Consider the following 26,995-nt stretch of genomic DNA (forward strand, 5'->3'; position numbering starts at 1 on the left):
CCGGGGGGACGCGCCGGCTGCGGCGTCGCTACCCTTCACCGCGTGTTGACCAGGATGTCGTCGCTGTTCCTCCGCACCCTTCGCGAGGACCCGGCGGACGCGGAGGTGCCCAGCCACAAGCTGCTGGTCCGCGCCGGCTACGTCCGCCGCGTCGCGCCGGGCGTGTACTCCTGGCTGCCGCTCGGGCTGAAGGTGCTGCGCAACATCGAGCGGGTGGTGCGCGAGGAGATGGACGCCATCGGCGCCCAGGAGATCCAGTTCCCGGCGTTGCTGCCGCGCGAGCCCTACGAGGCGACGGGCCGGTGGACCGAGTACGGGCCCAACCTGTTCCGGCTGCGCGACCGGAAGGGCAACGACTACCTGCTCGGGCCCACCCACGAGGAGCTGTTCACCCTCGCGGTGAAGGGGGAGTACTCCTCCTACAAGGACTACCCGGTGATCCTCTACCAGATCCAGGCCAAGTACCGCGACGAGGAACGGCCGCGCGCGGGCATCCTGCGCGGCCGGGAGTTCCTGATGAAGGACTCCTACTCCTTCGACCTGTCCGACGAGGGTCTGGCCGAGTCCTATGCCAGGCACCGCGCGGCGTACATCAAGATCTTCGACCGGCTCGGGCTGCGGTATGTGATCGTCTCGGCGACGTCGGGGGCGATGGGCGGCTCGGCGAGCGAGGAGTTCCTGGCCGAGTCCGAGACCGGTGAGGACACCTTCGTCCGGTCGCCGGAGTCGGACTACGCGGCCAACGTCGAGGCGGTCGTCACGCCGGTGCCGCCCGCGCAGCCGGTGGCGGACAAGCCGTCTGCGCAGGTGCACCACACCCCCGACACCCCGACGATCGAATCGCTGGTCGCGTTCCTCAACGGCGCCGGGCTGGGGCGGGAGTTCGCCGCCGCCGACACGCTGAAGAACGTCCTGGTCAAGATCCGGCAGCCGGGATCGGCGGACTGGGAGCTGCTCGGGGTCGGCGTGCCCGGCGACCGGGAGGTCGACATGAAGCGGCTGGAGGCCTCGCTGGCCCCGGCCGAGGTGGCCCTGCTGGAGGAGGCCGACTTCGCCGCCAACCCGTTCCTGGTCAAGGGTTACATCGGGCCGGGGTCGCTGACGGCGAACGGGGTGCGCTACCTCGTCGATCCGCGAATCGTCACCGGCACCGCGTGGGTGACCGGGGCGGACAAGCCCGATCACCACGTCGTCGACCTCGTCGCGGGGCGCGACTTCACCCCCGACGGCACCATCGAGGCCGCCGAGGTGCGCCACGGGGATCCCTCGCCCGACGGCTGCGGAACGCTGGAGGCGGCGCGCGGGATCGAGATCGGCCATATCTTCCAGCTCGGCCGCAAGTACGCCGATGCCTTCGCCCTGGACGCCCTCGGACCGGACGCCAAGCCGGTGCGGATCACGATGGGCTCCTACGGGATCGGGGTGTCGCGGCTGGTCGCGGCGATCGCCGAGCAGAGCCACGACGAGTTCGGGCTGGTCTGGCCGCGCTCGGTCGCCCCCTTCGACGTGCACGTCGTGATCGCCGGAAAGAACGAGGAGATCACCGCGGGCGGCGAGCAGCTGGTCCGCGAGCTCGACGCCGCCGGGCTGCGGGTGCTCCTCGACGACCGCAAGGTTTCTCCCGGGGTGAAGTTCGCCGATGCCGAGCTGCTCGGGGTCCCGACGATCGTCGTGGTCGGCCGCGGGCTGGCGAACGGGCTGGTCGAGGTCAAGGACCGGGCCACCGGCGAGCGCAGCGAGATCCCCCGCGCCACCGCCGTCGCCCACCTCACCCGTGAGTGCGTAACAGTGTTCTAACACTGTTACGCACTCACGGGGGGAGGTGAGGCGAGTGGGGGTTCCGGTTCGGTGGTTGCTGGACCGGCCGGAGCTGGGCCTTGCGGTGCTGGCGGGCGCGGACGCGCTGGACCGGCCGATCACCTGGGCGCACAGCATCGAGCTGGCCGATCCGGTGCCCTGGCTGCGCGGCGGGGAGCTGCTGCTGACCACCGGACTGCGGCTGCCGACCGACCCCGAGGGGCAGGGCGTCTACGCGCGGTCGCTGCACGGGGTGGGCGTGGCCGCGATCGGCTTCGGGGTGGGGCTGTCGCATCAGCGGGTTCCCCGGCCGCTGATGTCGGCCGCCGATGAGCTGGGGCTGCCGCTGCTGGAGGTACCGCTGCCCACCCCGTTCGTCGCGGTCGTGCGTGCGGTGACCGAGCGGCTGGCGCAGCAGCAGTACGAGGGTTTCGTGCGGGCCTCCCGGGTACAGCCGCGGATGACCAGGGCCGCGGTCCGGGGTGGGGCCGCGGCCGTGGTGCGGGAGCTGGCCAAAGCCGTGGGCGGCAACGCGCTGTTGCTGAGCCCGGACGGGGCCGTGCTGGCGGGGTATCCGCCGTCGGCGGCGGGGATGGCCGCGACGGCGGTGGCGCGGCTGGGTGGACTGGGCGGCGAAACGGCGGCGAGCACGGCCAGCGTCGACCCGCAGGGGGCGGTCACCGCGCAGGTGGTGCGGGTCGGACGCCGGGTGCACGGCCATCTCCTGCTGGTCACCGAGGCCGGGCTGGGGCCTGCGGACCAGCTGCTGCTCGGTCATGCGGTGTCGCTGGCGGGGCTGGAACAGGAAAAGCCCCTTCGGGTGCGGGAGGCCCAGAACCGGCTGACCGCGTCGGTGCTCCGGCTGACGCTGGACGGCGGGCTCTCCGGTCCGGCCGCCGTCGAACAACTGCGAGCGGCGGGCTTCCCGGACAGCCCGCGGATGGCCGCCGTGGCGATCGGCGGAGTGGCGCCGTCGCGGGTGCTGGCGGTGGCGGACCGGGTGCTCGCCGAGCAGGGGGTGCCGTGCGTCGGCGTCGAGCGGGACGGGTTCGCGCTGCTGCTGCTGCCCGGGGAGCCCGCAGGGCTCGCCGAGTCGATCATCGCCGAGGCCCGCGGCGGACGCGGCCGGATCCGCGCCGGGCTCGCCCGTGCGTCGCCGCCGGTCGAGATCGCCGACGTGGCGGCGCGGGCGCTGAGCGCGGCCAGGGTCGCGGCGGCTCGCGGCACCGAGCTGTTCGACGCGGCCGGGCTGGCCGGGCAGGTGCTGGCGGGCGAACCGGCGACCCGGGCGGTGCTGGCCGGGCTGGCGCGGGCCCGGCTCGGCCCGCTGGCCGAGCACGATCGACGGACCGGTGCCGAGCTGGTCGCATCGTTGCGGGCCTTCCTGGAGCACCACGGTCAGCTCGAGGCCGCGTCGGCCGAGCTCGGGGTGCACCGGCACACCCTGCGCGCCCGGATCGACCGGATCCGCGAGCTGCTCGACGTCGACCTCGGTTCGGCGCATGTGCGGGCCGAACTCCTGCTCGCCCTCGTCGCCTGGTCCGACCGCCGCTGATCGGCGGCGGTCGGACCGGCCGGGCAGCCGCGGTGCTCAGGCCTGCGCGTCGAACGCGTCGGCGAGGATCCCCAGACCCTCCTCGAGCAGGTCCTGAGGCAGCGAGAGCGGGGGCAGGAAGCGCAGGACGTTGCCGTAGGTGCCGGCGGTGAGCACGAGCAGGCCCGCGGCGTGACAGCTGCGCGCGATCCGTCCGGTGAGCTCGGCGTCCGGGGTGTGGTCGCCGCCCTTGACCAGCTCGATCGCGATCATCGCGCCGCGGCCGCGGACGTCGCCGATGACGTCGTGGCGCTGCCGCATCCGGTCCAGTGCCGGCAGCATGGTGGCCTCGATCGCCCGGGCGCGGGCGAGCAGGTCGCCCCGCTCGATCTCCTCGAAGACACCGAGGGCGGCCGCGCAGGACACCGGGTTGCCGCTGAACGTCCCGCCGAGCCCGCCGGCGGGGGCGGCGTCCATGAGCTCGGCCCGGCCGGTGACCCCCGCGATCGGCAGCCCGCCGCCGAGGCCCTTGGCCGTGGTCACCAGGTCCGGCTGGACGCCCTCGTGGTCGATCGCGAACCACCGGCCGGTGCGGGCGAGGCCGGACTGCACCTCGTCGGCGATGAGCACGATGCCGCGGTCGCGACAGATCTGGGCCACCGCGGACAGGAAGCCCGGCGCGGGCACGATGAATCCGCCCTCGCCCTGGATCGGCTCGATCAGCACGGCGGCCACGTTCTCCGCCCCGATCTGGCGATCGACGAGCTCGACCAGTGCGTCGGCCGCCTCCCGCGCGCACTGCTCCGGCCCGGTCGGCCAGCGGTACGCATACGCCATCGGCGCGCGGTACACCTCCCCGGCGAACGGCCCGAACCCGTGCTTGTAGGGCCGGTTCTTCGCGGTGAGGGTCATCGTCAGCAGGGTGCGGCCGTGGTAGGCGTGGTCGAACGCGACGACCGCGGGCCTGCCGGTGGCCGCGCGGGCGATCTTCACGGCATTCTCGATCGCCTCGGCGCCGGTGTTGAACAGCACCGTGCGGGCCGGGCCCGCGACGGGCGCCCGCCGGTTGAGTTCCTCGCAGACGGCCACATAGGACTCGTACGGGTTCACCAGGAAGCAGGTGTGGGTGAACCGCTGCAGCTGCGCGGCGGCCCGCTCGACGACGCCGGTGGCGGCGTTGCCGACCGTGGTCACCGCGATCCCGCTGCCGAAGTCGATGAACGAGTTGCCGTCGGCGTCGACGACGACCCCGCCGCCCGCGGCCTCGACGAACACGGGCAGGGCGGACCCGACGCCCGCCGGCAGCGCCGCGCGCTGCCGCTCCTGCAGCTCCCGCGAGCGCGGGCCCGGGATCTCGGTGTGGATCCGTCTGCGCTGGGGCAGGGCCGGTCCACCGAGAGCGTGGGTGGTGTCGGGAGCGACGGTCATATCGGCCTCCGGGGTCCGCTGCGGCTGGTGGTGCACGCGCAGCGCATCATCGCGGGCTCCGCGACGGCCATGGCCGAGATGGAGTGTCGTCGGCTCTGGGACAGGACGAGACGTCCAGTGTGTCGGCTGCGCGTGCAGGTCGACGATGAGCCGTCCGACGAGGAGGGACGGCCATGGGATCGACTGTCGCGACGCAACCCGATGTCACCGAACCCGCTGCCGGCGATCTCGCGCCGGCGCTGCGCCGGCTACACGCGCAACCCGGCCTCGGTGCGGGGCCGCGGGTCGCGTTCCTCGCCGCGGACACCGACGTCGCCGGTCCGGTGTGCCTGGCGCGCTGGCCGGGGCGGCCCCCGCTGCTGGCCGATATCGTGCCGCTGTTCGAGCAGTTCGGGCTGCGGCTGGCGGCCGTCATCGGGCTCCCCGGCGAGGACGCCGTGCGCAGGCTCGACTTCGCCCGCCCGCCCGACGGCTGGGACGCGGAGCTGACCACGCTCGTCGAGGGGGCGTTCCCGGACGCCGCGCACCCGGGTGTGGTCGGCGACCCGTTCGCCAAGCTGGTGGTGGCCGCCCGGCTGCCATGGCGGGACGTGGAGCTGATCCGTGCGGCGGCGAGCTACCTCAACCAGGCGGGACTCGGCCACTCGGACGGGTACGTGGTGGCGACCCTCGGGCGGCACCCGCGGTTCGTCCGCGCGCTCGCCGCGCTGTTCCGCGCCCGGCTGCACCCGCACCTGACGAACCGTCCGGCGGCGGTGGACCACGCCCGCCGCGAGCTCCACAGCCTGCTCGAACGGTCGACGACGCTCGACGAGGACCGGATCCTGCGCGGTGTGTCGTCGTTCGTCGACGCCATCCTGCGGACGAACTGGTACCAGCGCGGCCAGGACGGCGGGCCCAAGCCGTATCGCGCGTTCAAGCTCGACGCGGCGCGGCTGAGCCTGCGCGGTCCCGACGCCCCGCTGCGGGAGGTGTTCGTCCACGCCCCGGATGTGGCGGGGATCCACGTCCGCGCCGGACTGGTGGCCCGGGGCGGCGTGCGCTGGTCGGACCGGCCCGAGGACTTCCGGGTCGAGGTGCTGCAACTGTTGAAGACCCAGCGGGTGAAGAACGCCGTGATCGTCCCGGACGGCGCCAAGGGCGCATTCGTGGTGCGCGGCGGGGCCGACCCGGCGGCCTGCTACGACACCTTCGTCCGCGGCCTGCTCGACGTCACCGACGATCTCGTGGACGGCGAGGTGGTCACCGCGCCGGACACCGTCGCCCACGACGGCCCGGACCCGTACCTGGTCGTCGCCGCCGACAAGGGCACCGCCCGGTTCTCCGACCGGGCCAACGCGATCGCCGCGCAGCGCGGGTTCTGGCTCGTCGACGCGTTCGCCTCCGGGGGATCGGCGGGCTACGACCACAAGGCGATGGGCATCACCGCCCGCGGCTCCTGGGTGGCCGTGCGCCAGCACCTCGCCGAGCTGGGATCGGACCCGGATGTCGACGAGATCACCGTCGCGGGCATCGGCGACATGTCCGGCGACGTGTTCGGCAACGGGATGCTGGAGTCCCGCCGGATCCGGCTGGTCGCCGCGTTCGACCACCGGCACGTCTTCCTCGACCCCGACCCGGACCCCGCGACCTCCTACCGGGAACGGGAACGGCTCGCGCGGCTGGCCGCATCGTCCTGGGCCGACTACGACCCCGCGCTGATCTCGGGGGGCGGCGGGGTGTGGCCGCGCACCGCGAAACGGATCGAGCTGTCCCCGCAGGCGCGGCGGCGGCTGGGCGTCGCCACCGCCTCGCTGCCGCCCGACGAGGTGATCAGGGCGATCCTGCGCGCGCCGGTGGACCTGCTGTGGAACGGTGGGATCGGCACCTACGTCAAGGCCGGGGCCGAGACCCACGGCGAGGCCGCCGATCCCGCCAACGACACCGTCCGGGTCGACGCCGAGCAGCTGCGCTGCCGGGTCGTCGGGGAGGGCGGCAACCTGGGGGTGACCCAGCGGGGCCGGATCGAGTTCGCCCGCGGCGGCGGCCGGATCAACGGCGACTTCATCGACAACGCCGCCGGTGTGAACACCTCCGACCGCGAGGTCAATCTCAAGATCCTGCTCGCCGCGGCCGAGTCGGCGGGCGAGCTGACCCGCGCGCAGCGGGACCGGCTGCTCGCCCGTGCCGCCGACGAGGTCGCGGCGGCCGTGCTCGACGACAGCGCGCAGCAGGTGCTGGCGATCAGCCTCGCCGAATCGCAGTCCCCGTTCCTGCTCGACCGGCACGCCCGGCTGGTGCGCCACCTCGAGCGGGTGCACGGGCTCGACCGGACCCGCGACGTCCTGCCCGACGACGAGGAGCTGGCGGCCAGGGCCCGGCGCGGGCACGGCCTGACCCGCCCGGAGATCGCGGTGCTGCTGGCCCACTCCAAGAATGTCGTGCGGGCGGACCTGCTGGCCTCCGAGATCCCCGACGACCCCGCGTTCGCCGAGCTCCTCGCCGGCTATTTCCCGGCGAGCCTGCGCGAGCGCCTCGCCCGGTGGGTCCCCGGGCACCGCCTCGCCCGGGAGATCGTGGCCACCCGGCTGGCGGGCGACCTGATCAACCACATGGGGCCGGGCTTCGTCATGCGGATGGAGGAGCGGTTCGGCGCCTCCAGCGCCCGGGTCGCGGTCGCCATCGCCGCCGTGCGGGCGGTGTTCGACAACGACCGGCTGTGGCAGGCGGTGACCGCGCGGACCGATGTTCCGTTCGCGGCCCGGGTCGTCCTGCTGCGCCGGATCCAGGAGTTCGTCGAGCGGGCGGCGGCGTGGCTGGTACACCGGCGCGGGCCCGCGCTGCGCCCGTCCGTGGAGCGGCGCACGCTGCGGCCGATGATCGACGCGGTCCACGCCGCCCTGCCCGGGCTCGACGGCGGAACCGCGCCCACCTGCGTCACCGACGGGATCGGGGAGCTCGTCGCCGCCGGCTGCCCGCGTGACCTCGCCACCGAGGTGGCGGCACTGCCGGTGCTGGCGGACGCGCTCGACGCGGCGGACGTCGCCACCGGGCTCGGGCGCGACGTCGCCGATGTGGCCGGCGCCGCGCTGGAGCTCGACCGGGCGCTGGAGCTGGGCGTCCTCGCCGAACGGCTCACCGACGTCGCGGGCGCCTCGCACTGGGAGTCGATGGCGATCTCGATCCTGCGCGACGAGCTGTCGGGCGCCCGCCGGGCGGTGCTGACCGCGGCGCTGGGCGACGCCGCCGCCCCAGGGGCGGCACGGGTGCGCGCCTGGCTCGACGAGCACCGGACCGAGACCCAGCGGCTGCGTACGACCACCGACGAGCTGCACGCCTTCCCCCGGCTCGACGCGGCGATGGCCGCGACGGTGGTCGCGCAGCTGCGGCTACTCGCCGGACCGGATGCGGTGCCCGCGCTCGCGGCCCGCAGCGAAGGGAGCACGAGATGACCGAGATCGTCCAGACCGAACCGCGTGCCGCGCGGGACGGCGCCGCGGCGCCGGTACCGTTGCGCCAGCTCGTCGGCGGCCGGTGGGTGAGCGGCGCGGGCGCCGAACTGGTGGACCGCAACCCGGCCCGCCCCGACGAGCTCGTCGCGGTCGGGCGGCTGGCCGGCCGCGACGACCTCGACGCGGCCGTCGCCGCCGCCGCTGCGGCCTTCCCCGGCTGGGCGGCCATGCCGTTCCCGGTGCGCGGCGAGATCCTCGCGCGGGCCGCCGACGTGCTCGTCGGCAAGGCCGACGCGTGGGGGGTGGAGCTGGCGCGCGAGGAGGGCAAGACCCGTGCCGAGAGTGTCGGTGAGGTCCGGCGCGCGGCGGAGATCCTGCGCTTCTTCGCCGCGGAGGGGCTGCGCCCGGTGGGGGAGGTGTTCGCCTCCGCCCGGCCCGGAGAGCAGATCCAGGTGCTGCACCGTCCGGTCGGGGTGGTCGCGGTGGTGACCCCGTTCAACTTCCCGATCGGCATCCCGGCCTGGAAGATCGCTCCGGCGCTGGCCTACGGCAACACGGTGGTGTGGAAGCCGGCGAGCACCGTGCCGCTGCTCGCGATGCGCCTGGCCGAGGCGCTCGTCGCCGCGGGCCTCCCCGACGGGGTGCTGTCGCTGCTGATCGGGCCCGGATCGGTCGGGGCGGCACTGGTCGAGCATCCCGGGGTGGACCGGGTGAGCTTCACCGGCTCCACGGCCGTCGGCCGCGACCTGATCGCCCGCTGCGGACGGCTGGCCCGCCCGATCCAGACCGAGATGGGCGGCAAGAACGCGGCCGCGGTGCTCGCCGACGCGAACCTCGATCTCGCGGTGGACGAGGTGGTGGCGGGCGCGTTCCGCTCCACCGGGCAGAAGTGCACGGCGACCTCGCGGCTGATCGTCACCGACCGGGTGGCCGGGGAGTTCCTGGCGCTGCTGGTAGAGCGGGTGACCGCGCTGCGGGTCGGCGACCCGCTCGACGCCGACGTCCAGATGGGGCCGCTGATCACCGCGACGGCCCGCGACGACGTGCGGGCCGCGGTGGAGCAGGGCCTGCGGCGACCGGGGGTGACCCTGCTGGTGGGCGGCGAGCCCTACCGCGACGCGCGGCGGGCGGACGGGGCGTTCCTCGCCCCGACGGTGGTGGAGCTGGCCGGGGACGATCCGCTCTGGCGCGAGGAGCTGTTCGGCCCGGTACTGGCCGTGCGCCGGGCCCGCGACGACGCCCACGCACTGGAACTGGTGAACGACAGCGCGTTCGGGCTCTCGGCGGCCGTGTTCACCGACGACCTGCGCGCGATCACCGCGGCCACCCAGACCTTGGACGTCGGCGTGCTGCACATCAACTCCGAAACCGCGGGCGCTGACCCGCACGTCCCGTTCGGCGGGGCGAAACAGAGCGGTTTCGGCCCGAAGGAGCAGGGAAGGGCCGCGCGGGAGTTCTACACCACGACCACGACGGTGTACCTGCGGGCATCGGGAGGAGTGTCTTGATGAGCCTGCCACTCGACGGGGTGCTGGTCGCCGACTTCGGCCGGGTCCTCGCCGCCCCCTACGCGACCATGCTGCTCGGCGATCTCGGCGCCGATGTCGTCAAGATCGAACATCCGGCGGCCGGCGACGACACCCGGGCCTGGGGTCCCCCGTTCGCGGCCGGAGAGGCCACCTACTTCCTTTCGGTCAACCGCAACAAGCGGTCCTTCGCCGCGGACCTGCGCGACGCGGCGACCCGGGACGGGGTCGTCGAGCTCGTCCGGCGCGCCGACGTCCTCGTGGAGAACTTCCGCCCCGGCACCATGGCCCGCCACGGGCTGTCCTACGAGGAGGTGCGCGCGCTCAACCCGCGGCTGGTCTACTGCTCGATCACCGGCTTCGGGTCGGGTAAGGGCGCGGCGCTGCCGGGCTACGACCTGCTGGTGCAGGCCGTCGGCGGGCTGATGAGCATCACCGGGCCCGCGCCTGGGACCCCGGTGAAGGCCGGGGTGGCACTGGTCGACGTGCTCACCGGGCTGCATGCCACCGTGGGGATCATGGCCGCGCTGCGCGCCAGGGAGACCACCGGCGAGGGCCAGCTCGTGGCCATCGACCTGCTGAGCACGCTGTTGTCCAGCATGGTCAACCAGAGCGCCGGGTTCACCGCGGCGGGCGCGGTCCCGGGCATCCTCGGCAACCGGCACCCGTCGATCGCACCGTACGAGGTGTTCCCGACCGCCGACCGCCCGATGGTCATCGCGGTCGGCAACGACCGCCAGTTCGCCGCGCTGTGCCAGGGCCTCGGCGTCCCCCACCTGACTGCCGACCCCCGGTTCGTCACCAATACCGACCGGGTGGCACACGTCGACGCGCTCGCCGAGGTGCTCGCCGCCCAGCTCTCGGCGCGTCCGGCCGGCCAGTGGTTCGACCTGCTCACCCCGCTCGGGGTGCCCTGCGGTCCGGTCAACGACCTGGCGGCGGCCTTCGAGCTGGCCGAGGACCTGGGGCTCGGGCCGCGGGTGCGGGTCGGCGACGGCGCCGATGCCGTCGACGTCGTCGCGAACCCGATCGGGCTGTCCGCGACGCCGCCCCGGTACCAGACCCGGCCGCCGCGGCTGGGCGAACACACCGCGCAGCTGCGCGCGTGGCTGTCCACCTCACCCGACCCTCTCACCGATAGGAGCATCCGATGAGCGCACCGATGAAGGACCCGTTGGACCTGCTGGACCTGTCCAGCCAACTGGACGAGCAGGAACGCGACATCCAGCACACGGTCCGGGACTTCCTGGCCGACCGCGCCCGTCCGCAGATCGGCGAATGGTTCGAGGACGCACACTTCCCCCGCGAGCTGATCCCCGAGCTCGGCAAGATGGGCCTGCTCGGCATGCATCTGCAGGGCTACGGATGCGCCGGGGTGAACGCCACCAGCTATGGTCTGGCCTGCCTCGAGCTCGAGGCCGTCGACTCCGGTCTGCGCAGCTTCGTGTCGGTGCAGGGGTCGCTGTCGATGTTCTCCATCTGGCGCTACGGGTCGGAGGAGCAGAAGCAGGAGTGGCTGCCGCGGCTGGCCGCGGGCGAGGCGGTCGGCTGCTTCGGGCTGACCGAGCCGGACGTCGGCTCCGACCCCGGGCGGATGCGCACCCGCGCGGTGCGCGACGGGGACGACTGGATCCTCAACGGCTCCAAGATGTGGATCACCAACGGCGGGCTCGCCGACGTCGCCACCGTGTGGGCGGGCACCGAGGACGGCATCCGCGGGTTCCTCGTCCCCCGCGGCACGCCGGGGTTTTCCACCAGCGACATCAAGCACAAGATGTCGCTGCGCGCGTCGGTCACCTCGGAGCTGTCCTTCGACGATGTGCGGCTGCCTGCCTCGGCGCGGCTGCCCGAGGCCCGCGGTCTGGGCGCGCCGTTGTCGTGTCTGAACGAGGCCCGGTTCGGCATCCTGTTCGGCGTCGTCGGCGCGGCACGCGACTGCCTGCAGGCGGCGCTGAGCTACGCCGACTCCCGCATCCAGTTCGGCAAGCCGATCAGCGCATTCCAGCTGACCCAGAAGAAGTTCGCCGACATGGCCGTCTCGCTGAGCACCTCGATGCTGCTCGCACTTCACCTGGGCAGGCTCAAGGACGCCGGCACGATCCGGTCCGAGCAGGTGAGCGTGGGCAAGCTGAACAACGTGCGGGAGGCGCTGGGGATCGCCCGCGAATGCCGCACGATCCTGGGCGGCAACGGGATCTCGCTGGAGTACGCCCCGCTGCGACACGCCAACAACCTGGAGTCGGTGCTGACCTACGAGGGCACCAGCGAGATCCACACCCTCGTCGTCGGGCAGGCGCTCACCGGCCAGGCGGCCTACCGCTGAGCCTTCCGCCCGCGCCCTTTCATCGCATTATGGCTCCATAACGCGCTGAGGGATGGGGCAGCGGAACGTCATGGAGCCATGATGCGGCCAGATCGAGGACGGCGATGGCGAGGAAGCCGGTTGCCGCCCCGGCCGGAGGCGTGACCGCGCCCGAGGGCCTCAGCCGTCCTCGATGAGCAGGTGTCGCAGGAACCGTTCGGGTGCGGCCAGAAAGTCTCGGGTCAGTCGCACCGGCAACGCCCGGTCGTAGTCCACGCATGCGATCTCCCCGCTCTCGGCGATCTCGTAGATGGTGGCGCCGGGCAGCGCGAGCAGGATCGGGGAATGCGTGGCCACCACGATCTGGCTGCCCTGCCCGGCCAGCTCGGCCAGCCTCGCCAGCACGGCCATGCACCCGCGCACCGACAGCGCCGCCTCCGGCTCGTCCAGTACGTAGAGCCCGCCCGGTCCGAAGCGGTAGGTCATCAGGTCCACGAAGGACTCACCATGGGAGCGTTCGTGCGGGGAGGCCCCGCCGTAGGCGGACAGCAGCGGCCATCCCGACGCGCGGTCGAGCCGTTCGATCTCGGAGGCCACGTTGTAGTAGGACTCGGCCCGCAGGAAGAACCCGGTGCGCGGCTTACGTCCGGTCCGACTCAGCACCAGGTGGTCGCCCAGTGAGGACCGGTCGCGCGGGTGGCGAAGCGGAAGTTCTGGCTGCCGCCTTCCGGGTTGAACCCACAGGCCACCGCCAGCGCCTCCACCAGGGTGGACTTTCCCGTCCCGTTCTCCCCGACCAGAAACGTCACCCCGGGATCGAGCCCGAGGCCCCCGGCCTTCGCGAGAGCCCGCACCACGGGGAGGGTGAAGGGGTAGCGGCCGGTATCGGCGTGGGGGTCCAGCCGCATCCGCCGCACGAATCCGCCCGCGGCGTGGCTCATCGTGCGCTCCCGAGCACCCAAGACGAGGCGGTCTGCGTGTGGTGTGTGCCGTCGACGAACATCATGTCCTCGATGGTGCCGACGTGCCCACCGACTGGCCAGCACCGGCCGCACGCGCGGGCCGACGAACGGTCCGATCGGGTGGCGGCTCCGACGCGAGCGGGCGTCCCATCCCAGTCAACCCATTGACGCAATGAGCCTTCCCAGTAGTCGTCGGGGCAGTGGTGGGCGACCCGCCGATGATGCTGGGATGGTCGGGACGAGGACGGGACCTCGATAGAAGAGTCGGTCCGCCTAAAGATCGACCTGAACACCGAGGTCCCGCATGTCCGATCCGGTCACTTACACCGCCGTGCTCCCGATCCGGCCGGCCACGGTGAGGTTCCTGTCGAGCCTTCTGGCCGGTGAGCGCGCTCGTCGAGGGACCCGGGAAGGCCGGCGTGCGCTCGGCTGCCACGATCAGGCCGTGCTGGTGCTGCGCTGGTTCACCGATGGCACCCGAGTCGCTCAACTCGCGATCGACAACGCCCTCGGTGAGTCCACCGTCGACCGGTATCTGCACGAGGGGATCGACGTGCTCGCCGAGCGCGCCCCTGGTCTGCCCGGTGCCCTGCTCGCCGCCCGCGCCGCCGGGCATACCCACGTCCACCTCGACGGCACCCTGATCCGCACCGACCGCTCGCGCGGTCGGCCCGACCGCGAAGGTGGACCCGTGGTGGGCGGGCAAGCACCGCCATCACGGCGGGAACGTGCAGGTCCTCACCGCCCCGCACGGCTGGCCGCTGTGGACCTCGCCCGGTGCGCCCCGGCCACGAGCACGACACCACCTGCGCCCGGGCCCATCCCGGGCTGCTCGAGGGGCTCGACCGGTGGACCGACACCGCGCACGCCGTGCTGGCCGACCTCGGTTACGAGGGCGAGAGCACCCGGCTGACCTACCCGATCAAGACCATCCGTGGCCACCGGCTGACGGCTGACCAGCGCATCGTCAACGCCCTGCACGCCGCGACCCGCACCCTGGCCGAGCGCGGGAACTCGCTGCTCAAGACCACCTTCAAGGCCCTGCGCCGAGTCAGCCTCTGCCCGTGGCGCATCGACGCGATCACCGCCGCAGCACTGGTTCTGCTCCACCACGAACACGACCGAACCACCTGATCAATCCGCTACTGGGAAAGGCTCATTGTGGAGCCATGATGTCGTTGATGACGTCCCATCCAATGCACTATGGAGCCATAACGTGCTGGAGTGCGGCGCTCCAGCCACGTTATGGCTCCATAATGTGCTGTGGAGATGTGCGGCGCCTGCGTTATGGCTCCATGTTATGGCTCCATAACGCAGCCAGGGGGTACTGCCGCTACCGCCGGGTTGCCGCGTCGAGGAAGGCCGAGTTGCTGCTGGCGCAGTCGGCGCAGATCGGGGTCAGGTCGGAGGTGGACGGGTCGCGGTCCATCTCATGGGCGATGTAGCTGCGGTCGCAGCCGCCGCACCGCACCCGGACCTGCCAGCTGTCCTCGACCTCGTCGCGGGGATCGTTGCCCCGGCCGATCGCCGCGGACTGCTGGCCGGTGAGCGCGCGCAGCCCGACGTACAGGACGGCGGCCAGGACGAAGGTGATGATCGAGCCCCAGGCGCCGACCCACGCCATCCCGGACTCCACGAGGCCGATGCCCACGGCGGCCGAGCCGATCCACGCGACGAGCCCCGGGGTCCACAGCGAGCGCACCCGGCCCGGCCGGAACTCCACCTGGTCGGGGGCGACGCCGGCGCGGCGGCTCAGCAGGATGTGCATCAGCGCGATCGCCACCCAGCCGGTCACCAGCGCTCCCTGCCAGGCCAGCGCGACCAGCAAGTACTTCAGCACCGGCGTCAGCATCAGCAGGTAGATGACGGCGCTGGAGACGAGCACCCAGACCCAGCGGGGCAGATGCAGCTTGAAGGCGCGGGCGGCGAAGCTCTCCAGGTTGCTGGAGGCGAGGTAGTAGTTCGCGGTGTTGATCCGGGTCTGGGACACCCACACCAGGGCCACCCCGACGATCCCCATCAGCGTCACGATGCCGACCGCGACACCACCCTCGGTGGCCTCGGTGCCGGTCGCGTGGACGAGGTAGATGCCCGCGACCCCGTTCGCCCCGAAGGCGAGCAGGTAGTAGACCCAGCCGAAGGTGACCGTCGCGTGGTAGCGCGCGTCCTCCGGCTTGGCGAGCCGGGCGAAGTCCATCGTGTACATCATGAGGATGAATACGCCCAGGTAGGCGCTGAAGCAGGCCAGCCAGTTGGGGCCCCCGGCACTCAGCGGCAGGGCCGATGCGGCACCGGCGTTGGTCAGCCACTCGCCGTCGTAGCCGTGCGCGGACACCGCCCAGACCACCGCGGCCACCAGGCCGGTCCAGTACAGGGGCAGCAACACCCCGTTGATCTTGTCCAGCCAGCGGCGCACGCCGCCGATGACCAGCGGCGTGGAGTAGAGCACCACCACGAGGTACCAGACGGCCAGGCTGCCGCCGAAGTACGTCTGGAAGGCGACGCCGATGATGCTGCCTTCGAACACCGCGTAGTAGATCGCGGTCGCCGCGAAGACCAGCGCGGCCAGCGCCGCGCCCGCCCGGCCCAGCAGCGCCCGGGAGAACAGGGCCACGGTGAGCCCGGTCTGGGCGGCGAACCGGGAGAGCACGGCGTTGATCGCCCCGTACACCACGATCGTCAGACCGAGCCCGATCAGGGCGTTGACCGTGCCGTAGGCGGCGGCGAGGCTCGCCGCGATATAGAGGAAGAACATGGCGCTGACCAGCGCGTACCACGCCATCGTGAGATTGCCCCGGCGGAGCCGCCAGGAATGGGGGGCGACGTGCAGCGAGTAGTCCTCGGTCGCCGCCTCGGCGAGAACCCGCGGATCGTCGCCGGTACTGGTCTCCAGCGGGGTGATGAGCGTCTTCGTGTCCATGGAGGTCTCCGGTGTGCTGATGTCGTTCTGGCAGCGCAGGACGACATGCCGGATGAAAGGGGGAAGATCAGACCGACCCTGGGTCGGCGAAGCCGGCCGGGCGGCAGACGCCCGGCCGGTGCGGCGGGGCCGGTGCGTCAGGCCCAGTAGGCGGCGGAACGCCGCTGCATCAGCTCGCGGTACTGCTCGGTGGTGCGCTCGTGCAGCTCCCCGGTACCCCAGTCGACGATGACGCCGTAGCGGCGGACGAGGTCGAGCATATCCAGTTCGCCCGCCCGGTAGCGGCGGGCCACGTCCTGCGGATCCTCCTGCAGCCAGTCGCTGCGCTCCGCCGCGATCGAGGCCCGCAGCGACTCGGTGGCCGGCTCGTCGATCTCGTACCGGTCGAGCTCGGGGTCGATGACGGTGATGACGACGCCGTAGTCCTTCGCCGCGCGCTCAACGGAGACGTAGCCGTCGACGACGTCCTCCACGACGGCCGCCGGGTCGCGGGTCAGCGGGTCCCCGAGACCGCCGCCGCCCGCGGACGGCCGGGTGAAGGAGTCCCCGGGCTTGATCGGCACGCCGGAGAAGGTGACGCCGAGGAAGCGTTCGGCATCGGTGCCCTTGTTGAGCCAGACCCCGTGCGGCACAGAGGGAAGACCGCCCTCGATGCCCCAGGTGATCGAGCGCGCCCGGTCGCAGCAGTAGGACATCACGGTGTTCTCACAGTCGGTGAGCACGCCGCCCTTCTCCAGCCCGCAGCCGCCGCGGTGGCGGCCCGGTCCGCCGGAGTCGGTGACGATGCGGTGCGCGCTGGTCAGCACGGGCGAGAGCCGCTCCTGCCCCTCGACCGGCTGGACCGCGAGGCCGACGCCGAAGACCGGTGCGGTGGCCCCGGAACCGTCCTTGGTGGCACGGCCGCCCCAGCCGCCGGCCATCCAGTCGTACCACATGAAGTACGGGCGGTCGGTCGTGCGCGCGTCCCGGCCGCCGACCAGCAGGTATTCGAGGTTGAACGCGCAGGCCATCGCGCGTTCCGGCATGACCTTCGACCAGATCTCGAAGATCCCGTTCATCAACTTCTCGTAGGGACCCGAGCAGAAGCCGGTGACCGCATGCGGCCATCCGGCGTTGACCACGGTTCCCTCCGGGCCGATCTCGGCCTGCACCACCCGGTAGAAGCCGGAGTTCAGGGCCACCTCGGGGAAGAACGTCTTCGTCCCGGCGTACAGCGCGGAGTGGGTGGTGCCGTAGCCGGAGTTGAGGAAGGTCGAGACGGCGGGCGCGCTGCCGCGCAGGTCGTAGTGGATGCCCTCGTCGTCGATCGTCATCTTGATCGAGATCGGGACGAGGCCCTCCGGCTGTCCGGGGTCGGCATCGAGGTAGTCGACGGCCGTCCACTCACCCTTGGGCAGCTCGGCGAGCCGGTTGCGCACGATCCGTTCGACGTAGTCCTGCACCCCGGCCATCGCGGCGACCACGACGTCGGTGCCGTAGCGCTCGACCAGCCGCAGGATCTCCCGTTCGCACACCGCGGTCGCCTCGGCCTGCGCGTTGAGATCGCCCATGCTGGAGTACGGCGAGCGGGTGTTGGAGACCAGCAGCTGCGCGACGTCGTGCAGCAGCCGTCCGCGGTGCCACACCCGCACCGGGGTGATCCGCAGGCCCTCCCCGAAATGTTCCTTCGCGTTCACGTCGAACGAGCCGGGCACCGTCCCCCCGATATCCGCCCAGTGGCCCTTGTTCTGCGCGAACCCGATGATCCTCGGACCGACGAAGATCGGCCGGATGAAGCTGACGTCGTTGAAGTGGGTGCCGCCGCGGTACGGGTCGTTGACCGCGAAGACGTCCCCGGGGTTGATGTCGTCGCCGAACTCCTCCAGCACGGCCTTGCACTGGAAGTGCAGGGTGCCCACGTGCACGGCGATATCGCCGGTCCCCTGCATCACCGTGTTGCCCTCGGCATCGCACAGCGCCGAGGAGAAGTCGCGCGCGTAGATGACGAACGAGTAGCAGGTCCGCATGATCTGCTCGCTCATCAGGTCGACCGCGGTGACGAAGGCGTTCTTGAGGACCTCGAAGGTCACCGGGTCCAGCGGACCCGGGGTGATCCCGCCGGCGTGGTGTTCGGGCATGGTCTGGGTCATCGCTCACGCCTCCGTCAGGTGGATCCGGATGTTCAGCCACTCGTCGACCTCGGCGCGGGTGCCGGGCGGGACGACCGTGGTGGAGTCGAGCTGGTCGATGACCGCGGGGCCGGTCAGCTCGCTGCCCGCGGGCAGCGCGTCGCGGTCGTGGACCGGGGTGTCGAGCCAGCCGTTCCCGTCGAAGTACACCTTGCGGGTCTTCAGCGGCGCGGGTGCCGGCTTACGCGACGCATCGTGCGGGGTGAACGCCGGCTTCGGGGTGGTGCCGACCGCGGTCAGCCCGAGCTGGTAGATCTCGACCGGCGTGTCGTCGCGCCGGAAGGCGTACTCGCGCTCGTGCTGCTCGTGGAACAGCTGCACGGCCTCGGCCAGCGCACCGCGCCCGCTGCCGCATCGGACGTTCAGCGACCGCCACTGGCCCAGGTAGCGCATCGAGACCAGACGCTGGAGGACCGCGTCCTCCGGGGCGACGCCCTCGTGGCGCAGCCGGGCCGATGCCTCGGCCTCCAATCCGGCGAAGGCGTTCTCGAACTCCTCCTCGTCGGCCTCGTGCGCCAGCGCCCCGAACATGGCCGACAGGTCGTGGCGGATGTCCACGAGCAGGCAGCCCAGCGCCGAGGTGACCCCTGGGTTCGCCGGGACGATCACGGTCGGGATACCCAGCTCACGCGCCACCTCGGCGCCGTGCAGGGCACCCGCACCGCCGAAGGCCACCAGTGCGAAGTCGCGCGGGTCGTAGCCCCGGCGGATCGAGATCAGCCGCACCGCATCGGCCATGTTGGCGTTCGCCACCTTGAGGATGGCGCTGGCGGCCTGCTCCACATCGAGCCCGAGCGGCCGGGCGACGCCGTCGAGGATGGCCTTCTCGGCAAGCTCGGGCCGCAGCACCTTGGCGCCCCCGGCCAGTGAGGTGCCGAGCCGGTTGAGCACCAGGTTGGCGTCGGAGTTCGTGGGCTCGGTGCCGCCGCCTGCGTAGCACGCGGGGCCCGGGTCGGCCCCGGCTGACTGCGGACCGTTGCGCAGCGAACCGGCCTCGTCGATATAGGCGATGGAGCCGCCGCCGGCCCCGATCGTCAGGACCTCGATCGACGGGAAGATGATCGGGTAGCCGTACTCGACCGACCATTCCTTGGTGACCCGCAGCTCGCCGCCGTGGACGAGCGAGATGTCCGTGCTGGTGCCGCCCATGTCCAGACCGATCGCGTTGGCGTAACCGCATTGGGCCGCGACGTGCCGGGCCGCGATCGCGCCTGCCGCGATGCCCGACGCGGCCAGCCGGACCGGGTAGCGTTCCACCATCCGCGGCGTCATCGACCCGCCGCCGGAGTGCAGCAGCAGCAGGTCACCGGCGTAGCCGCCCGCGCCCAGCTGCTCGGCGAGCCTGCTGACGTACCCGCTGACCAGCGGCGCGAGCACCGCGTTCGCCACGGTGGTGGTGAACCGGTCGTGCTCGAAGATCTCGGGCAGGATCTCGGCGCTGGTCGAGATCGTCGCGTCCGGCAGCTCCTCCTCGAGGATCTCCCGCATCCGGATCTCGTGCGCCGGGTTGACGTAGGAGTTCACGAAGCACACCGCGACGGTCTGCACCTCGCGTTTGCGCAGCAGGGCGGCGATCCGGCGGGCCTCCTGTTCGTCCAGCGGTGTCACCACCTGGCCCGAGTAGTCGATCCGCTCGCTCACCTCGAACCGGTCGCGGCGGCGGATATAGGGCGGGGCGACGTCGTGATAGGCGTCCCACAGATCGTCCTTGGTGCCGTCCCGGATCTCGATCACGTCCCGGAACCCGGTGGTGGTCACCAGGGCGGCCGGGCGGAAGTTGCGGGTGATGAGCGCGTTGGTGGCCACGGTCGTGCCGTGCGAGAACAGCGAGACCGCGGCGAGGTCGACGTCGGCCCGCGTCACCCCGTCGAGGACCGCCCGCATGGGGTCGCTCGGGGTGGACGGCACCTTCGTGACGCGGACCTGGCGTGTTGTCTCGTCGAAGATGCACACGTCCGTGAACGTGCCGCCGACGTCGACGGCTACGCGTTGTTTCGACATGTTGCCCCTCGTGGGTCGGGAAGTGTGACTGATGTCCCGCTGCCGGCCGCGGTTGCTGGAGACTGTGCACCGACCCTGTGCGGCCGGTCACTGTAAGAACTCCAAAGTCTTGCGTGATCGATCTGTACGGTAGGACAAATCATGGGCCCAACGTTGCGCCGGAACCGGGCATGAGCCGGTCCATCGGTCAGCGACCGATGGGGCCGCTGACCCTGCGGCAACTCGTCGACGAGCCGAGCCTCGGGCTGGCGGTCGCTGAACCGGGTGATCTCTCGACGGTGGTGCGCGGGGCGCACTCGATCGAGATCGAGGATGCGGCTCGGTGGTTGCGCCCCGGGTGGATCATGCTGACCACGGGCTTGCGCTTCCTCGAACGGCCGGAGCACGAGGCGCCGCAGGCGCGGCTCGTCGACCAGCTCGTCGACGCCGGGGCCGCCGCCCTGCTCTTCGGCATCGGCGTCCATTTCGACGAGGTGCCTGCCGGCCTGCGCGAGGCGGCGCGCGAACGCCGCCTCCCACTGCTCACGGTGAGTGCGGGCACCCCGTTCGCCGCCGTCGAGGACTTCGTCAACCGGGGGACGCTGTCCTCGGAGACCTACCTGCTCAAGCGCACGGTCTGGCTGCAGAACGACCTGCTGAAGGCGCTCTCGGCCACCGACCCCGCCACCGCGCTCGTCACCCGGCTGTCCACGCTGAGCAAGGGGACGGCGGCCCTCTACGAGTCCTCCGGCCGGATCATCGCGTCGACCGGCCACGGGCCGCTGCGGCTCATCTGGGAGGAGATCGCGACCAGGGAGACGGCGCCACAGCGCTTCTCGGTCGGGCGGTGGGCGGTGGCGACCCGTCCCTTCCTGCTGCGCGGCTCGGGCTTCCGGCTCGCCATCGCCTCGCAGAACAGCCCGCTCATCGACGACCTCGGACCGGACCTGCTCGAGACCGCCGAACATGTGCTGGCCGCCGCCAACGCGGTCCGCGACCTGACCATGAACCAGGAGCGCGCGGAGGCGGCGCGCCTGGTCTCGGCGTTGCACGCCGGCGTGCCCGCCTCGCGCGTCCGCCAGACCTGGGATCGGTTGCGCCCGTTCCGCTTCCGGGTCGGGGGCGAGCTGCGGGTGATCTCCGCGAGTCCGCTGGCGCCGCGGCGGGCGTCGATCGATCCCCGCCGCCCCTCCGACGTGCTGCTGGAGGAGGCGCATCTGGAGGGACTCGGACTCATCCTCTCCGAGGAGGACGAGTCCGACACGTTCGGCAGCCCGCTGACGGCCGTGCTCGCCGACGGCCCGGCCGCCGACGGCTGGCTCGCGTTGCTCTCGGGCACGCATCTCACCGGTGTCAGCGGCCCGTTCGGGGATCTCACCGTCGCCCCGCAGTACTTCCAGGAGGCCGTCACCGCGCTGCGGGTGGCCGTCCGCCGCCACGACGTCGGCGCCGGCACCCGGATCGTGCGGCTCGACGAGGTCGATTTCGCCACCTGGCTGCTGACCCGGCGCGACGACGCGCAGGTCGCCGCGCGGTTCGACCGGCACTTCGGGGCGCTGGTCCGGGCCGGCGGCCTCGCCGAGACCGTGATCACGTATCTGGCCTGTCAGCAGGATGTCAAGAAGACGGCCGAGCGGCTGTTCGTGCATCCCAACACCGTGCGCTACCGGCTGCACAAGGTGGAGCAGCAGATGGGCGCCCCGATCAGCGCCGCAAGCGTGGTCGCCAACCTCTACCTGGCCTTCCAGGACGAGATCCTCGCCCTCTCCCAACCCCGCCGGTGAGCTCACAGGTGGGGGTGAGCTGGGGAGATGACCTCACGTGCCGGTGAAGTGCACGCCGGCCAGGATCTGCTCGAGCGTCGTCCGGCTGGGCGAGGGCGGGTCGGCCGGGCCACCGGACACGTCGCCGTTGACGACGAACACCGCGACGGCCGGCTCTCCCACCCGGGAGGTCGTCGGGATCGCGAGCACCAGCACCGTGCCGGTGGTGGCCAGGCAGCCGTCGTCCGACGGAGTCGTCGCGGTGGCCTCGACCAGGGTGGCCGGCACGCCATCGACCTCGCGTTGCTCGGGTGCCCCGAGCGCCACCTGCGGCGGAGAACCGTCGATGCCGGTGTAGTAGCGGCGGCCCAGCCCCTGGGCGAAGATCTGCGCGACCTCCACCGGCGTGGCCGACGCATCGACGATGAGCGCGCTGGACACCGTCCCACGCACGAAGTCCGCACCGCCGCACGAGTAACCCGGCGCCTCGGCGGCACCCTGGAACGTCACGCCGAACGTCTGCGGGAAGCCGCCCTGCGGAGTGGTGGTCCAATCCGGGGGCACGGCATAGACCAGCGACGGGGTGCGGACGGGCTGGAAGTCCGCCGGGGTCACCGTCCCGCCGCCGCGCAGCAGCAGAAACCCGCCGAGCCCCAGGCCCGCGAGCACCACCGCGATCACCGTGACCAGTGCGATGATCTTGCCTCGGTGGTTCTCCGGCGGCGCCGGCTGCGGCCAGTGGGGCGGGGGCGGCGGACCCCATACCGGTGGGGGTGGATGGCCGAGCACGGGGTACTGCTGGCCCGGGTGTTCGGGGGCGCCGTCGCCGTCGTCCGGCGGCCTCCCGACCGGCGTCGTCACGACGGGCAGCGTAGCGCGCGGCGGATCAGCCGGTGAGGAACGAGAACCGGACGTTCCGAACGGGGTTGTCGCGGTTGGTGTCGACCAGGCACACCGATTGCCAGGTGCCCAGCGCCGGACGCCCACCCAGTACAGGCACCGTGATCGACGGCGCGATGATCGCGGGCAGGACGTGGTCGCGGCCGTGACCGGGGCTGCCGTGCCGGTGCTGCCAGCGGTCGTCGGCCGGCAGCAGGTCACGCAGGGTGGCGATCAGGTCGGCGTCGCTGCCCGCCCCGGTCTCGATCACCGCCAGGCCGGCGGTGGCGTGCGGCACCCAGACGTTGAGCAGCCCGTCGCCGGCGTCGACCCCGCGGAGGAAGGACGTCACCTGGCTCGTCAGGTCGACCACGATCTCCGCCGCGCCGGTGCGGACCTCGATCAGTTCGCTGTGCACGGACGCGACACTACGGACCCGTAGGGTCGAACTCATGCGTACCGCCTTCGGCCAGCAGTTCGACGTCCCCGACGGCTACCTGAACACCGCGAGCATCGGAACGCCGTCCATGGCCGTCGCCGAGGCGGTCGAGCGGGCGGTGCGGGAGTGGCGGACCGGCGCGGGGCACGCCGAGGAGTTCGACGAGCCGGTCGCGCTCGCCCGCCGCGGCTTTGCCGAGCTCGTGGGCGTCGAGGCCGACCGGGTCGCCATCGGCGCCGCGGTGTCCCCGCTGATCGGGATGGTGGCCGCGAGCGTGCCGGACGGCAGCCGGGTGCTCGTTGCGGCGGGCGAGTTCACCAGTGTGAGCTTCCCGTTCGCCGCGCAGGCCGGGCGCGGGGTGACCGTCACCGAGGCACCGCTGGACGAGATCGGAGCGCGCGCGGCGGACTTCGATGTCGTGGCGGTGAGCGTTGTGCAGTCCGCCGATGGACGCATCGCCGACCTCGAGGCGCTGCGTTGCGCGCGCGCCTCCGGAACCCGGGTGGTCCTCGACGTCACCCAGGCGGCCGGTTGGATGCCGCTGGAGCTGGGCTGGGCCGACGCGGTGGCAGGAGCGGCGTACAAGTGGCTGCTGAGCCCGCGGGGTGCGGCCTGGATGGCGGTGCACCCCGAGCTGGAGCTCGTTCCGCACGCCGCCGGTTGGTACGCGGGGGCCGACCCCTGGAGCAGCGTTTACGGCCTGCCGCTGCGGCTGGCCGCCGACGCCCGCTCGCTCGACACGTCCCCGGTGTGGTTCGGCCATGTCGGGGCCGCCGTCGCGCTGCCCTGGCTGGCCGGGCTCGATCTCGAGGCGGTCCGGTCCCACTGTGTGGGGCTGGCCGATTCCTTCCGCGCGGCCATGGGTCTGGAACCTGCGGGTTCGGCGATCGTCACCGTCCAGCGGCGCGGCGCGCTGGGTCGGCTGGCGGAGGCGGGCCTCGTCGTCGCGGGTCGGGCGGGCGGGGCGCGGCTGTCGTTCCACCTCTACAACACCGACGCCGACGTGACAGCCGCCCTCGACGCGCTGCGCTGACCGTCTCGTTCCTGATCGGCGTCTGGGCCCGGAGAACCGCGCTCATCGCGGTTGCCGCTGCCGAGATGCCGATCATGACGCGCGGGGCGGCCGGACAACCCCGGCTCGCGCTCGGAAATACCGCGACTCGCGGGGGAGGGGCTAGGGACGGAGGCCGGGGAAGACCGGGACGGCGGGCGTCTGGCCCGCGCTCCGGCGCCAGCGCGTGCAGCGCAGGGTTCCCTCGACCAGTGCGTCGAGGGCGGCGGCGCGCAGCGGGGCGTCGGTCGTGTGCTCCAGCACCGCGCGCCAGGCGCCGAGCGCGTCGGTCTCCGCGACGACGGCGAGTGCGGCGGCCGACCGCGCATCGGTCACCGGCCGCGGGGGGGCGTAGGCGGGCAGCGCGGACACCGGGCGCGCGCCGATATCGGTCAGTGTTTGCTCGATCGCGGCGCGCAGCGCGCGGTGGGCCTCGGCATCGGCGCGGGCCTGCTTGGCCTGGTCGGCGGGCAGGAAGACGACGATCAACGGGTACACCCACAGCGCGGCGTGCTCGGCGGCCAGCGCGTCCTGCAGCGCATCGGCGGCGGCCTCGTCGATCGTCGAGACCGGCGATGGGCTCATCCGAGCACCACCGCATGGGTGGCGCAGCACGCCGCCACCGCGGCGACGAGCCCGACGCGCTCGACGGGCAGGGCCGCGACGAGGCCGGTGGCCGCTCCGGCCGAGGCGGTGAGCGCGTCGGTCACCGCGGTCAGCGTGGGCGGTGTGCCGGACGGGGTGGGCGGCGGGGCGGGGGTGCTGGACGCCGCCGGGTCGAGCCGCGCGACCTCGGTGTCGAGGGCCGCGGCGTGCTCGGCGCGGGCGGCGCGCACGAGTTCGAGCCGGTCGGCCAGTGCCGGTTTCGCGGCGATGGCGGCGGCGACGAGCGCCGCATCCGCACGGGCCTGGTCGGCCAGCGCGATGAGCGGGTCGGGACGCCCGGACCCGGTCGCCATGGCGGAGCAGCCGCCCAGTGCGGCGATCCCGGCCGGGGCGAGCGCGGCCAGCGCGAGCAGACGCCGCCGCGAGAGCGCCGGACCCGGCCCTCGGGACGGGGCGGGCGCACCGTCCATTAGCAGGTCCCGGGTGCTCACGACGGCCCATCCTGCCAGGCCGGTACCCGGGTACGGCGCGATACCCTGAGCGACCACCCGGTCGTCCGGTGATCCTGCGAGGATCCGGCCGCCGGGTGGCCACCAGCCGGCCCCTCGATCCGTGGAGTGATCCTGATGCCCACCCCAAGCCCCGAGCAGCTCACCGGGCAGCTGCACGGGGTGCTCGAGCCGATCGTCGCCGCGGCGGGCCTCGAACTCGACACGCTCGACGTCCGCGCGGCCGGTCGCCGGCACACCGTGAAGGTCGTGGTGGACTCGGACAACGGCGTCGACCTCGACGACATCGCACGGCTGAGCCGCTCGGCGTCGGCCGAACTCGATCAGCACCAGCATCTGATCGCGGGCTCCTACACCCTCGAGGTGACCTCGCCGGGCGTCGACCGCCCGCTCGCCGGCCCGCGGCACTGGCGACGGGCATATCTGCGGCTGGTCCAGGTCCGGCTGCATGACGGGCAGACGGTCACCGGACGGGTCGGTGAGGCCGGCGAGGACACCGTGCAACTGCTCGTCGACGGGACGCTGCGCCGGCTGCACTACGCCGATATCGCGCACGCAGGCGTGCAGGTCGAGTTCCGACCACCGCCGGAGTCCGAGATCGCGCTGCTGGGTGGCCGGGGCGGGCAGGGTCCGCGGGCGGCCGAGACGGAGGACGAGGCATGAACGTCGACATCGCCGCCCTGCGCGCGATCGAACGTGACAAGGACATCCCGTTCGAGATGGTCATCGAGGCCATCGAGACGGCGCTGCTCACCGCGTACAAGCACACCGAGGGTCACCAGGCGCACGCGCGGGTCGAGATCGATCGCAAGACCGGCCAGGTCCGGGTACTGGCGCAGGAGCTCGACGCCGACGGCGCGGTTCGCCACGAATGGGATGACACCCCGGAGGGCTTCGGACGGATCGCCGCGACCACGGCCCGCCAGGTGATCGTGCAGCGGCTGCGCGACGCCGAGCACGAGCGGACGTTCGGCGAGTTCTCCGCGAAGGAAGGCGAGATCGTCGCCGGTGTGGTGCAGCGCGACGCCCGCGCGAACGCCCGGGGTGTCGTGGTGGTCTCCCTTGGTTCGACCGAGGGTGTGCTGCCGCAGGCCGAGCAGGTGCCCGGGGAGAAGTACGTCCACGGCGAGCGGATTCGTTGCTATGTGGTCGGGGTGACCCGGGGAATGCGCGGCACTCAGATCACGTTGAGCCGAACGCATCCCAATCTCGTGCGCAAGCTGTTCGCGCTCGAGGTGCCGGAGATCGTCGACGGTTCGGTGGAGATCGTGGCGGTGGCCCGCGAGGCCGGGCACCGCTCGAAGATCGCGGTCCGCTCGACGGTGCCGGGGGTCAATCCCAAGGGCGCGTGCATCGGTCCGATGGGGGCCCGGGTGCGCGGGGTGATGAGCGAGCTGGCCGGGGAGAAGATCGACATCATCGACTGGTCGGATGACCCGGCGACGTTCGTCGGCAACGCGCTGTCGCCCTCGAAGGTGGTGTCGGTCACGGTTCTCGATGCCCGGACCAAGACCGCACGGGTCGTGGTGCCGGACTTCCAGCTCTCCCTCGCCATCGGCAAGGAGGGGCAGAACGCCCGGCTGGCGGCCCGTTTGACGGGGTGGCGCATCGATATCCGCAGCGATTCCGATCCGCGCAACGCCGTCGACACGCACCCCTCGGAGATCGCGAGGGCCTCGGGTACGGAGTCGATCGGCTGA

At 72.4% G+C, this 26,995-nt stretch carries 20 protein-coding genes and 1 pseudogene; 11 read left to right on the plus strand and 10 right to left on the minus strand.

Annotated features, from left to right (window positions below):
* Window positions 1–42: 42 nt before the first annotated feature.
* Complete coding sequence (locus G567_RS0100640) at window positions 43–1,797, plus strand: proline--tRNA ligase (protein WP_028928439.1); 1,755 nt, start codon at window positions 43–45, stop codon at window positions 1,795–1,797.
* Between the two features lie 34 nt (window positions 1,798–1,831).
* On the plus strand, window positions 1,832–3,352 hold the full coding sequence (locus G567_RS0100645) for a PucR family transcriptional regulator (protein WP_028928440.1): 1,521 nt from the start codon (window positions 1,832–1,834) through the stop codon (window positions 3,350–3,352).
* A 36-nt stretch (window positions 3,353–3,388) separates the two neighbouring features.
* On the opposite strand, the gene gabT is transcribed toward G567_RS0100645, so the two are convergent.
* The gene (gene gabT / locus G567_RS0100650; RefSeq protein ID WP_028928441.1) at window positions 3,389–4,759 is read right to left on the minus strand and encodes a 4-aminobutyrate--2-oxoglutarate transaminase; all 1,371 of its coding nucleotides are present in this window, start codon (window positions 4,757–4,759) and stop codon (window positions 3,389–3,391) included.
* Between the two features lie 173 nt (window positions 4,760–4,932).
* On the opposite strand from gabT, the gene G567_RS25985 reads away from it, so the two are divergent.
* Genes G567_RS25985 through G567_RS0100670 form a run of 4 tightly spaced genes read left to right on the plus strand, consistent with a single transcriptional unit; the run spans window position 4,933 to window position 12,039 of the window.
* Complete coding sequence (locus G567_RS25985; protein ID WP_051232007.1) at window positions 4,933–8,190, plus strand: NAD-glutamate dehydrogenase domain-containing protein; 3,258 nt, start codon at window positions 4,933–4,935, stop codon at window positions 8,188–8,190.
* A complete protein-coding gene (locus tag G567_RS0100660; RefSeq protein WP_051232008.1) occupies window positions 8,187–9,698 on the plus strand; it encodes an aldehyde dehydrogenase family protein in 1,512 nt (503 codons plus the stop codon). Before G567_RS25985 ends, G567_RS0100660 begins: the two co-directional genes overlap by 4 nt.
* Entirely contained in the window at window positions 9,698–10,870 is a 1,173-nt protein-coding gene (locus tag G567_RS25990; RefSeq protein ID WP_037055225.1) for a CaiB/BaiF CoA transferase family protein, read from the plus strand. The genes G567_RS0100660 and G567_RS25990 overlap by 1 nt, the downstream gene beginning before the upstream one ends.
* Window positions 10,867–12,039: an acyl-CoA dehydrogenase family protein gene (locus G567_RS0100670; protein ID WP_028928443.1), complete on the plus strand. Its 1,173-nt coding sequence runs from the start codon at window positions 10,867–10,869 to the stop codon at window positions 12,037–12,039. The genes G567_RS25990 and G567_RS0100670 overlap by 4 nt, the downstream gene beginning before the upstream one ends.
* 159 nt (window positions 12,040–12,198) lie before the next feature.
* Here G567_RS0100670 and G567_RS35810 read toward each other — a convergent pair whose 3' ends face one another.
* The gene (locus G567_RS35810; protein ID WP_245585485.1) at window positions 12,199–12,681 is read right to left on the minus strand and encodes an AAA family ATPase; all 483 of its coding nucleotides are present in this window, start codon (window positions 12,679–12,681) and stop codon (window positions 12,199–12,201) included.
* Window positions 12,675–12,959 (minus strand): AAA family ATPase, encoded by a 285-nt coding sequence (locus G567_RS35815; protein ID WP_245585486.1) that lies wholly within the window; start codon window positions 12,957–12,959, stop codon window positions 12,675–12,677. Before G567_RS35815 ends, G567_RS35810 begins: the two co-directional genes overlap by 7 nt.
* Window positions 12,960–13,284: 325 nt before the next feature.
* Here G567_RS35815 and G567_RS32620 point away from each other — a divergent pair.
* A pseudogene (locus tag G567_RS32620) lies at window positions 13,285–14,114 on the plus strand (transposase family protein).
* A gap of 199 nt (window positions 14,115–14,313) precedes the next feature.
* Here G567_RS32620 and G567_RS0100685 read toward each other — a convergent pair.
* The 3 genes from G567_RS0100685 to G567_RS0100695 all read right to left on the minus strand — a co-directional run bounded on the left by G567_RS0100685 (window position 14,314) and on the right by G567_RS0100695 (window position 20,069).
* On the minus strand, window positions 14,314–15,900 hold the full coding sequence (locus G567_RS0100685; protein WP_028928444.1) for a purine-cytosine permease family protein: 1,587 nt from the start codon (window positions 15,898–15,900) through the stop codon (window positions 14,314–14,316).
* Between the two features lie 137 nt (window positions 15,901–16,037).
* Window positions 16,038–18,029, minus strand: a complete 1,992-nt coding sequence (locus tag G567_RS0100690; RefSeq protein WP_051232009.1) for a hydantoinase B/oxoprolinase family protein — start codon at window positions 18,027–18,029, stop codon at window positions 16,038–16,040.
* A 3-nt stretch (window positions 18,030–18,032) separates the two neighbouring features.
* Window positions 18,033–20,069, minus strand: a complete 2,037-nt coding sequence (locus G567_RS0100695; protein WP_028928446.1) for a hydantoinase/oxoprolinase family protein — start codon at window positions 20,067–20,069, stop codon at window positions 18,033–18,035.
* 170 nt (window positions 20,070–20,239) lie between these two features.
* On the opposite strand from G567_RS0100695, the gene G567_RS0100700 reads away from it, so the two are divergent.
* Complete coding sequence (locus tag G567_RS0100700; protein WP_084795630.1) at window positions 20,240–21,832, plus strand: PucR family transcriptional regulator; 1,593 nt, start codon at window positions 20,240–20,242, stop codon at window positions 21,830–21,832.
* Window positions 21,833–21,865: 33 nt separating this feature from the next.
* Here G567_RS0100700 and G567_RS0100705 read toward each other — a convergent pair whose 3' ends face one another.
* Together G567_RS0100705 and G567_RS0100710 are read right to left on the minus strand one after the other, a co-directional pair.
* Window positions 21,866–22,672: a DUF8017 domain-containing protein gene (locus G567_RS0100705; RefSeq protein WP_028928448.1), complete on the minus strand. Its 807-nt coding sequence runs from the start codon at window positions 22,670–22,672 to the stop codon at window positions 21,866–21,868.
* A 25-nt stretch (window positions 22,673–22,697) separates the two neighbouring features.
* On the minus strand, window positions 22,698–23,108 hold the full coding sequence (locus G567_RS0100710) for a secondary thiamine-phosphate synthase enzyme YjbQ (protein WP_028928449.1): 411 nt from the start codon (window positions 23,106–23,108) through the stop codon (window positions 22,698–22,700).
* Window positions 23,109–23,142: 34 nt separating this feature from the next.
* On the opposite strand from G567_RS0100710, the gene G567_RS0100715 reads away from it, so the two are divergent.
* Window positions 23,143–24,162: an aminotransferase class V-fold PLP-dependent enzyme gene (locus G567_RS0100715; protein ID WP_028928450.1), complete on the plus strand. Its 1,020-nt coding sequence runs from the start codon at window positions 23,143–23,145 to the stop codon at window positions 24,160–24,162.
* Between the two features lie 141 nt (window positions 24,163–24,303).
* Here the strand turns inward: G567_RS0100715 and G567_RS0100720 are convergent, their stop codons facing one another.
* Complete coding sequence (locus G567_RS0100720) at window positions 24,304–24,765, minus strand: ferritin-like domain-containing protein (protein ID WP_037055231.1); 462 nt, start codon at window positions 24,763–24,765, stop codon at window positions 24,304–24,306.
* Complete coding sequence (locus G567_RS0100725) at window positions 24,762–25,277, minus strand: hypothetical protein (protein ID WP_186814196.1); 516 nt, start codon at window positions 25,275–25,277, stop codon at window positions 24,762–24,764. Before G567_RS0100725 ends, G567_RS0100720 begins: the two co-directional genes overlap by 4 nt.
* A 135-nt stretch (window positions 25,278–25,412) precedes the next feature.
* Here G567_RS0100725 and rimP point away from each other — a divergent pair, with 135 nt between their 5' ends.
* A complete protein-coding gene (gene rimP, locus G567_RS0100730) occupies window positions 25,413–25,958 on the plus strand; it encodes a ribosome maturation factor RimP (RefSeq protein WP_037055369.1) in 546 nt (181 codons plus the stop codon).
* Window positions 25,955–26,995: a transcription termination factor NusA gene (nusA, locus tag G567_RS0100735; protein ID WP_028928454.1), complete on the plus strand. Its 1,041-nt coding sequence runs from the start codon at window positions 25,955–25,957 to the stop codon at window positions 26,993–26,995. The genes rimP and nusA overlap by 4 nt, the downstream gene beginning before the upstream one ends.

Origin of the sequence: Pseudonocardia asaccharolytica DSM 44247 = NBRC 16224, assembly GCF_000423625.1 — a bacterium.
In the GTDB taxonomy this organism is placed as follows: domain Bacteria; phylum Actinomycetota; class Actinomycetes; order Mycobacteriales; family Pseudonocardiaceae; genus Pseudonocardia; species Pseudonocardia asaccharolytica.

Coding starts and splice junctions, on each gene's coding strand:
- gabT (WP_028928441.1), bottom strand. CDS start 4,759: ATGACCGTCGCTCCCGACACCACCCACGCTCTCGGTGGACCGGCCCTG.
- G567_RS25985 (WP_051232007.1), top strand. CDS start 4,933: ATGGGATCGACTGTCGCGACGCAACCCGATGTCACCGAACCCGCTGCC.
- G567_RS0100660 (WP_051232008.1), top strand. CDS start 8,187: ATGACCGAGATCGTCCAGACCGAACCGCGTGCCGCGCGGGACGGCGCC.
- G567_RS25990 (WP_037055225.1), top strand. CDS start 9,698: ATGAGCCTGCCACTCGACGGGGTGCTGGTCGCCGACTTCGGCCGGGTC.
- G567_RS0100670 (WP_028928443.1), top strand. CDS start 10,867: ATGAGCGCACCGATGAAGGACCCGTTGGACCTGCTGGACCTGTCCAGC.
- G567_RS35815 (WP_245585486.1), bottom strand. CDS start 12,959: ATGAGCCACGCCGCGGGCGGATTCGTGCGGCGGATGCGGCTGGACCCC.
- G567_RS0100685 (WP_028928444.1), bottom strand. CDS start 15,900: ATGGACACGAAGACGCTCATCACCCCGCTGGAGACCAGTACCGGCGAC.
- G567_RS0100690 (WP_051232009.1), bottom strand. CDS start 18,029: ATGACCCAGACCATGCCCGAACACCACGCCGGCGGGATCACCCCGGGT.
- G567_RS0100695 (WP_028928446.1), bottom strand. CDS start 20,069: ATGTCGAAACAACGCGTAGCCGTCGACGTCGGCGGCACGTTCACGGAC.
- G567_RS0100700 (WP_084795630.1), top strand. CDS start 20,240: ATGAGCCGGTCCATCGGTCAGCGACCGATGGGGCCGCTGACCCTGCGG.
- G567_RS0100715 (WP_028928450.1), top strand. CDS start 23,143: ATGCGTACCGCCTTCGGCCAGCAGTTCGACGTCCCCGACGGCTACCTG.
- G567_RS0100720 (WP_037055231.1), bottom strand. CDS start 24,765: ATGAGCCCATCGCCGGTCTCGACGATCGACGAGGCCGCCGCCGATGCG.
- rimP (WP_037055369.1), top strand. CDS start 25,413: ATGCCCACCCCAAGCCCCGAGCAGCTCACCGGGCAGCTGCACGGGGTG.
- nusA (WP_028928454.1), top strand. CDS start 25,955: ATGAACGTCGACATCGCCGCCCTGCGCGCGATCGAACGTGACAAGGAC.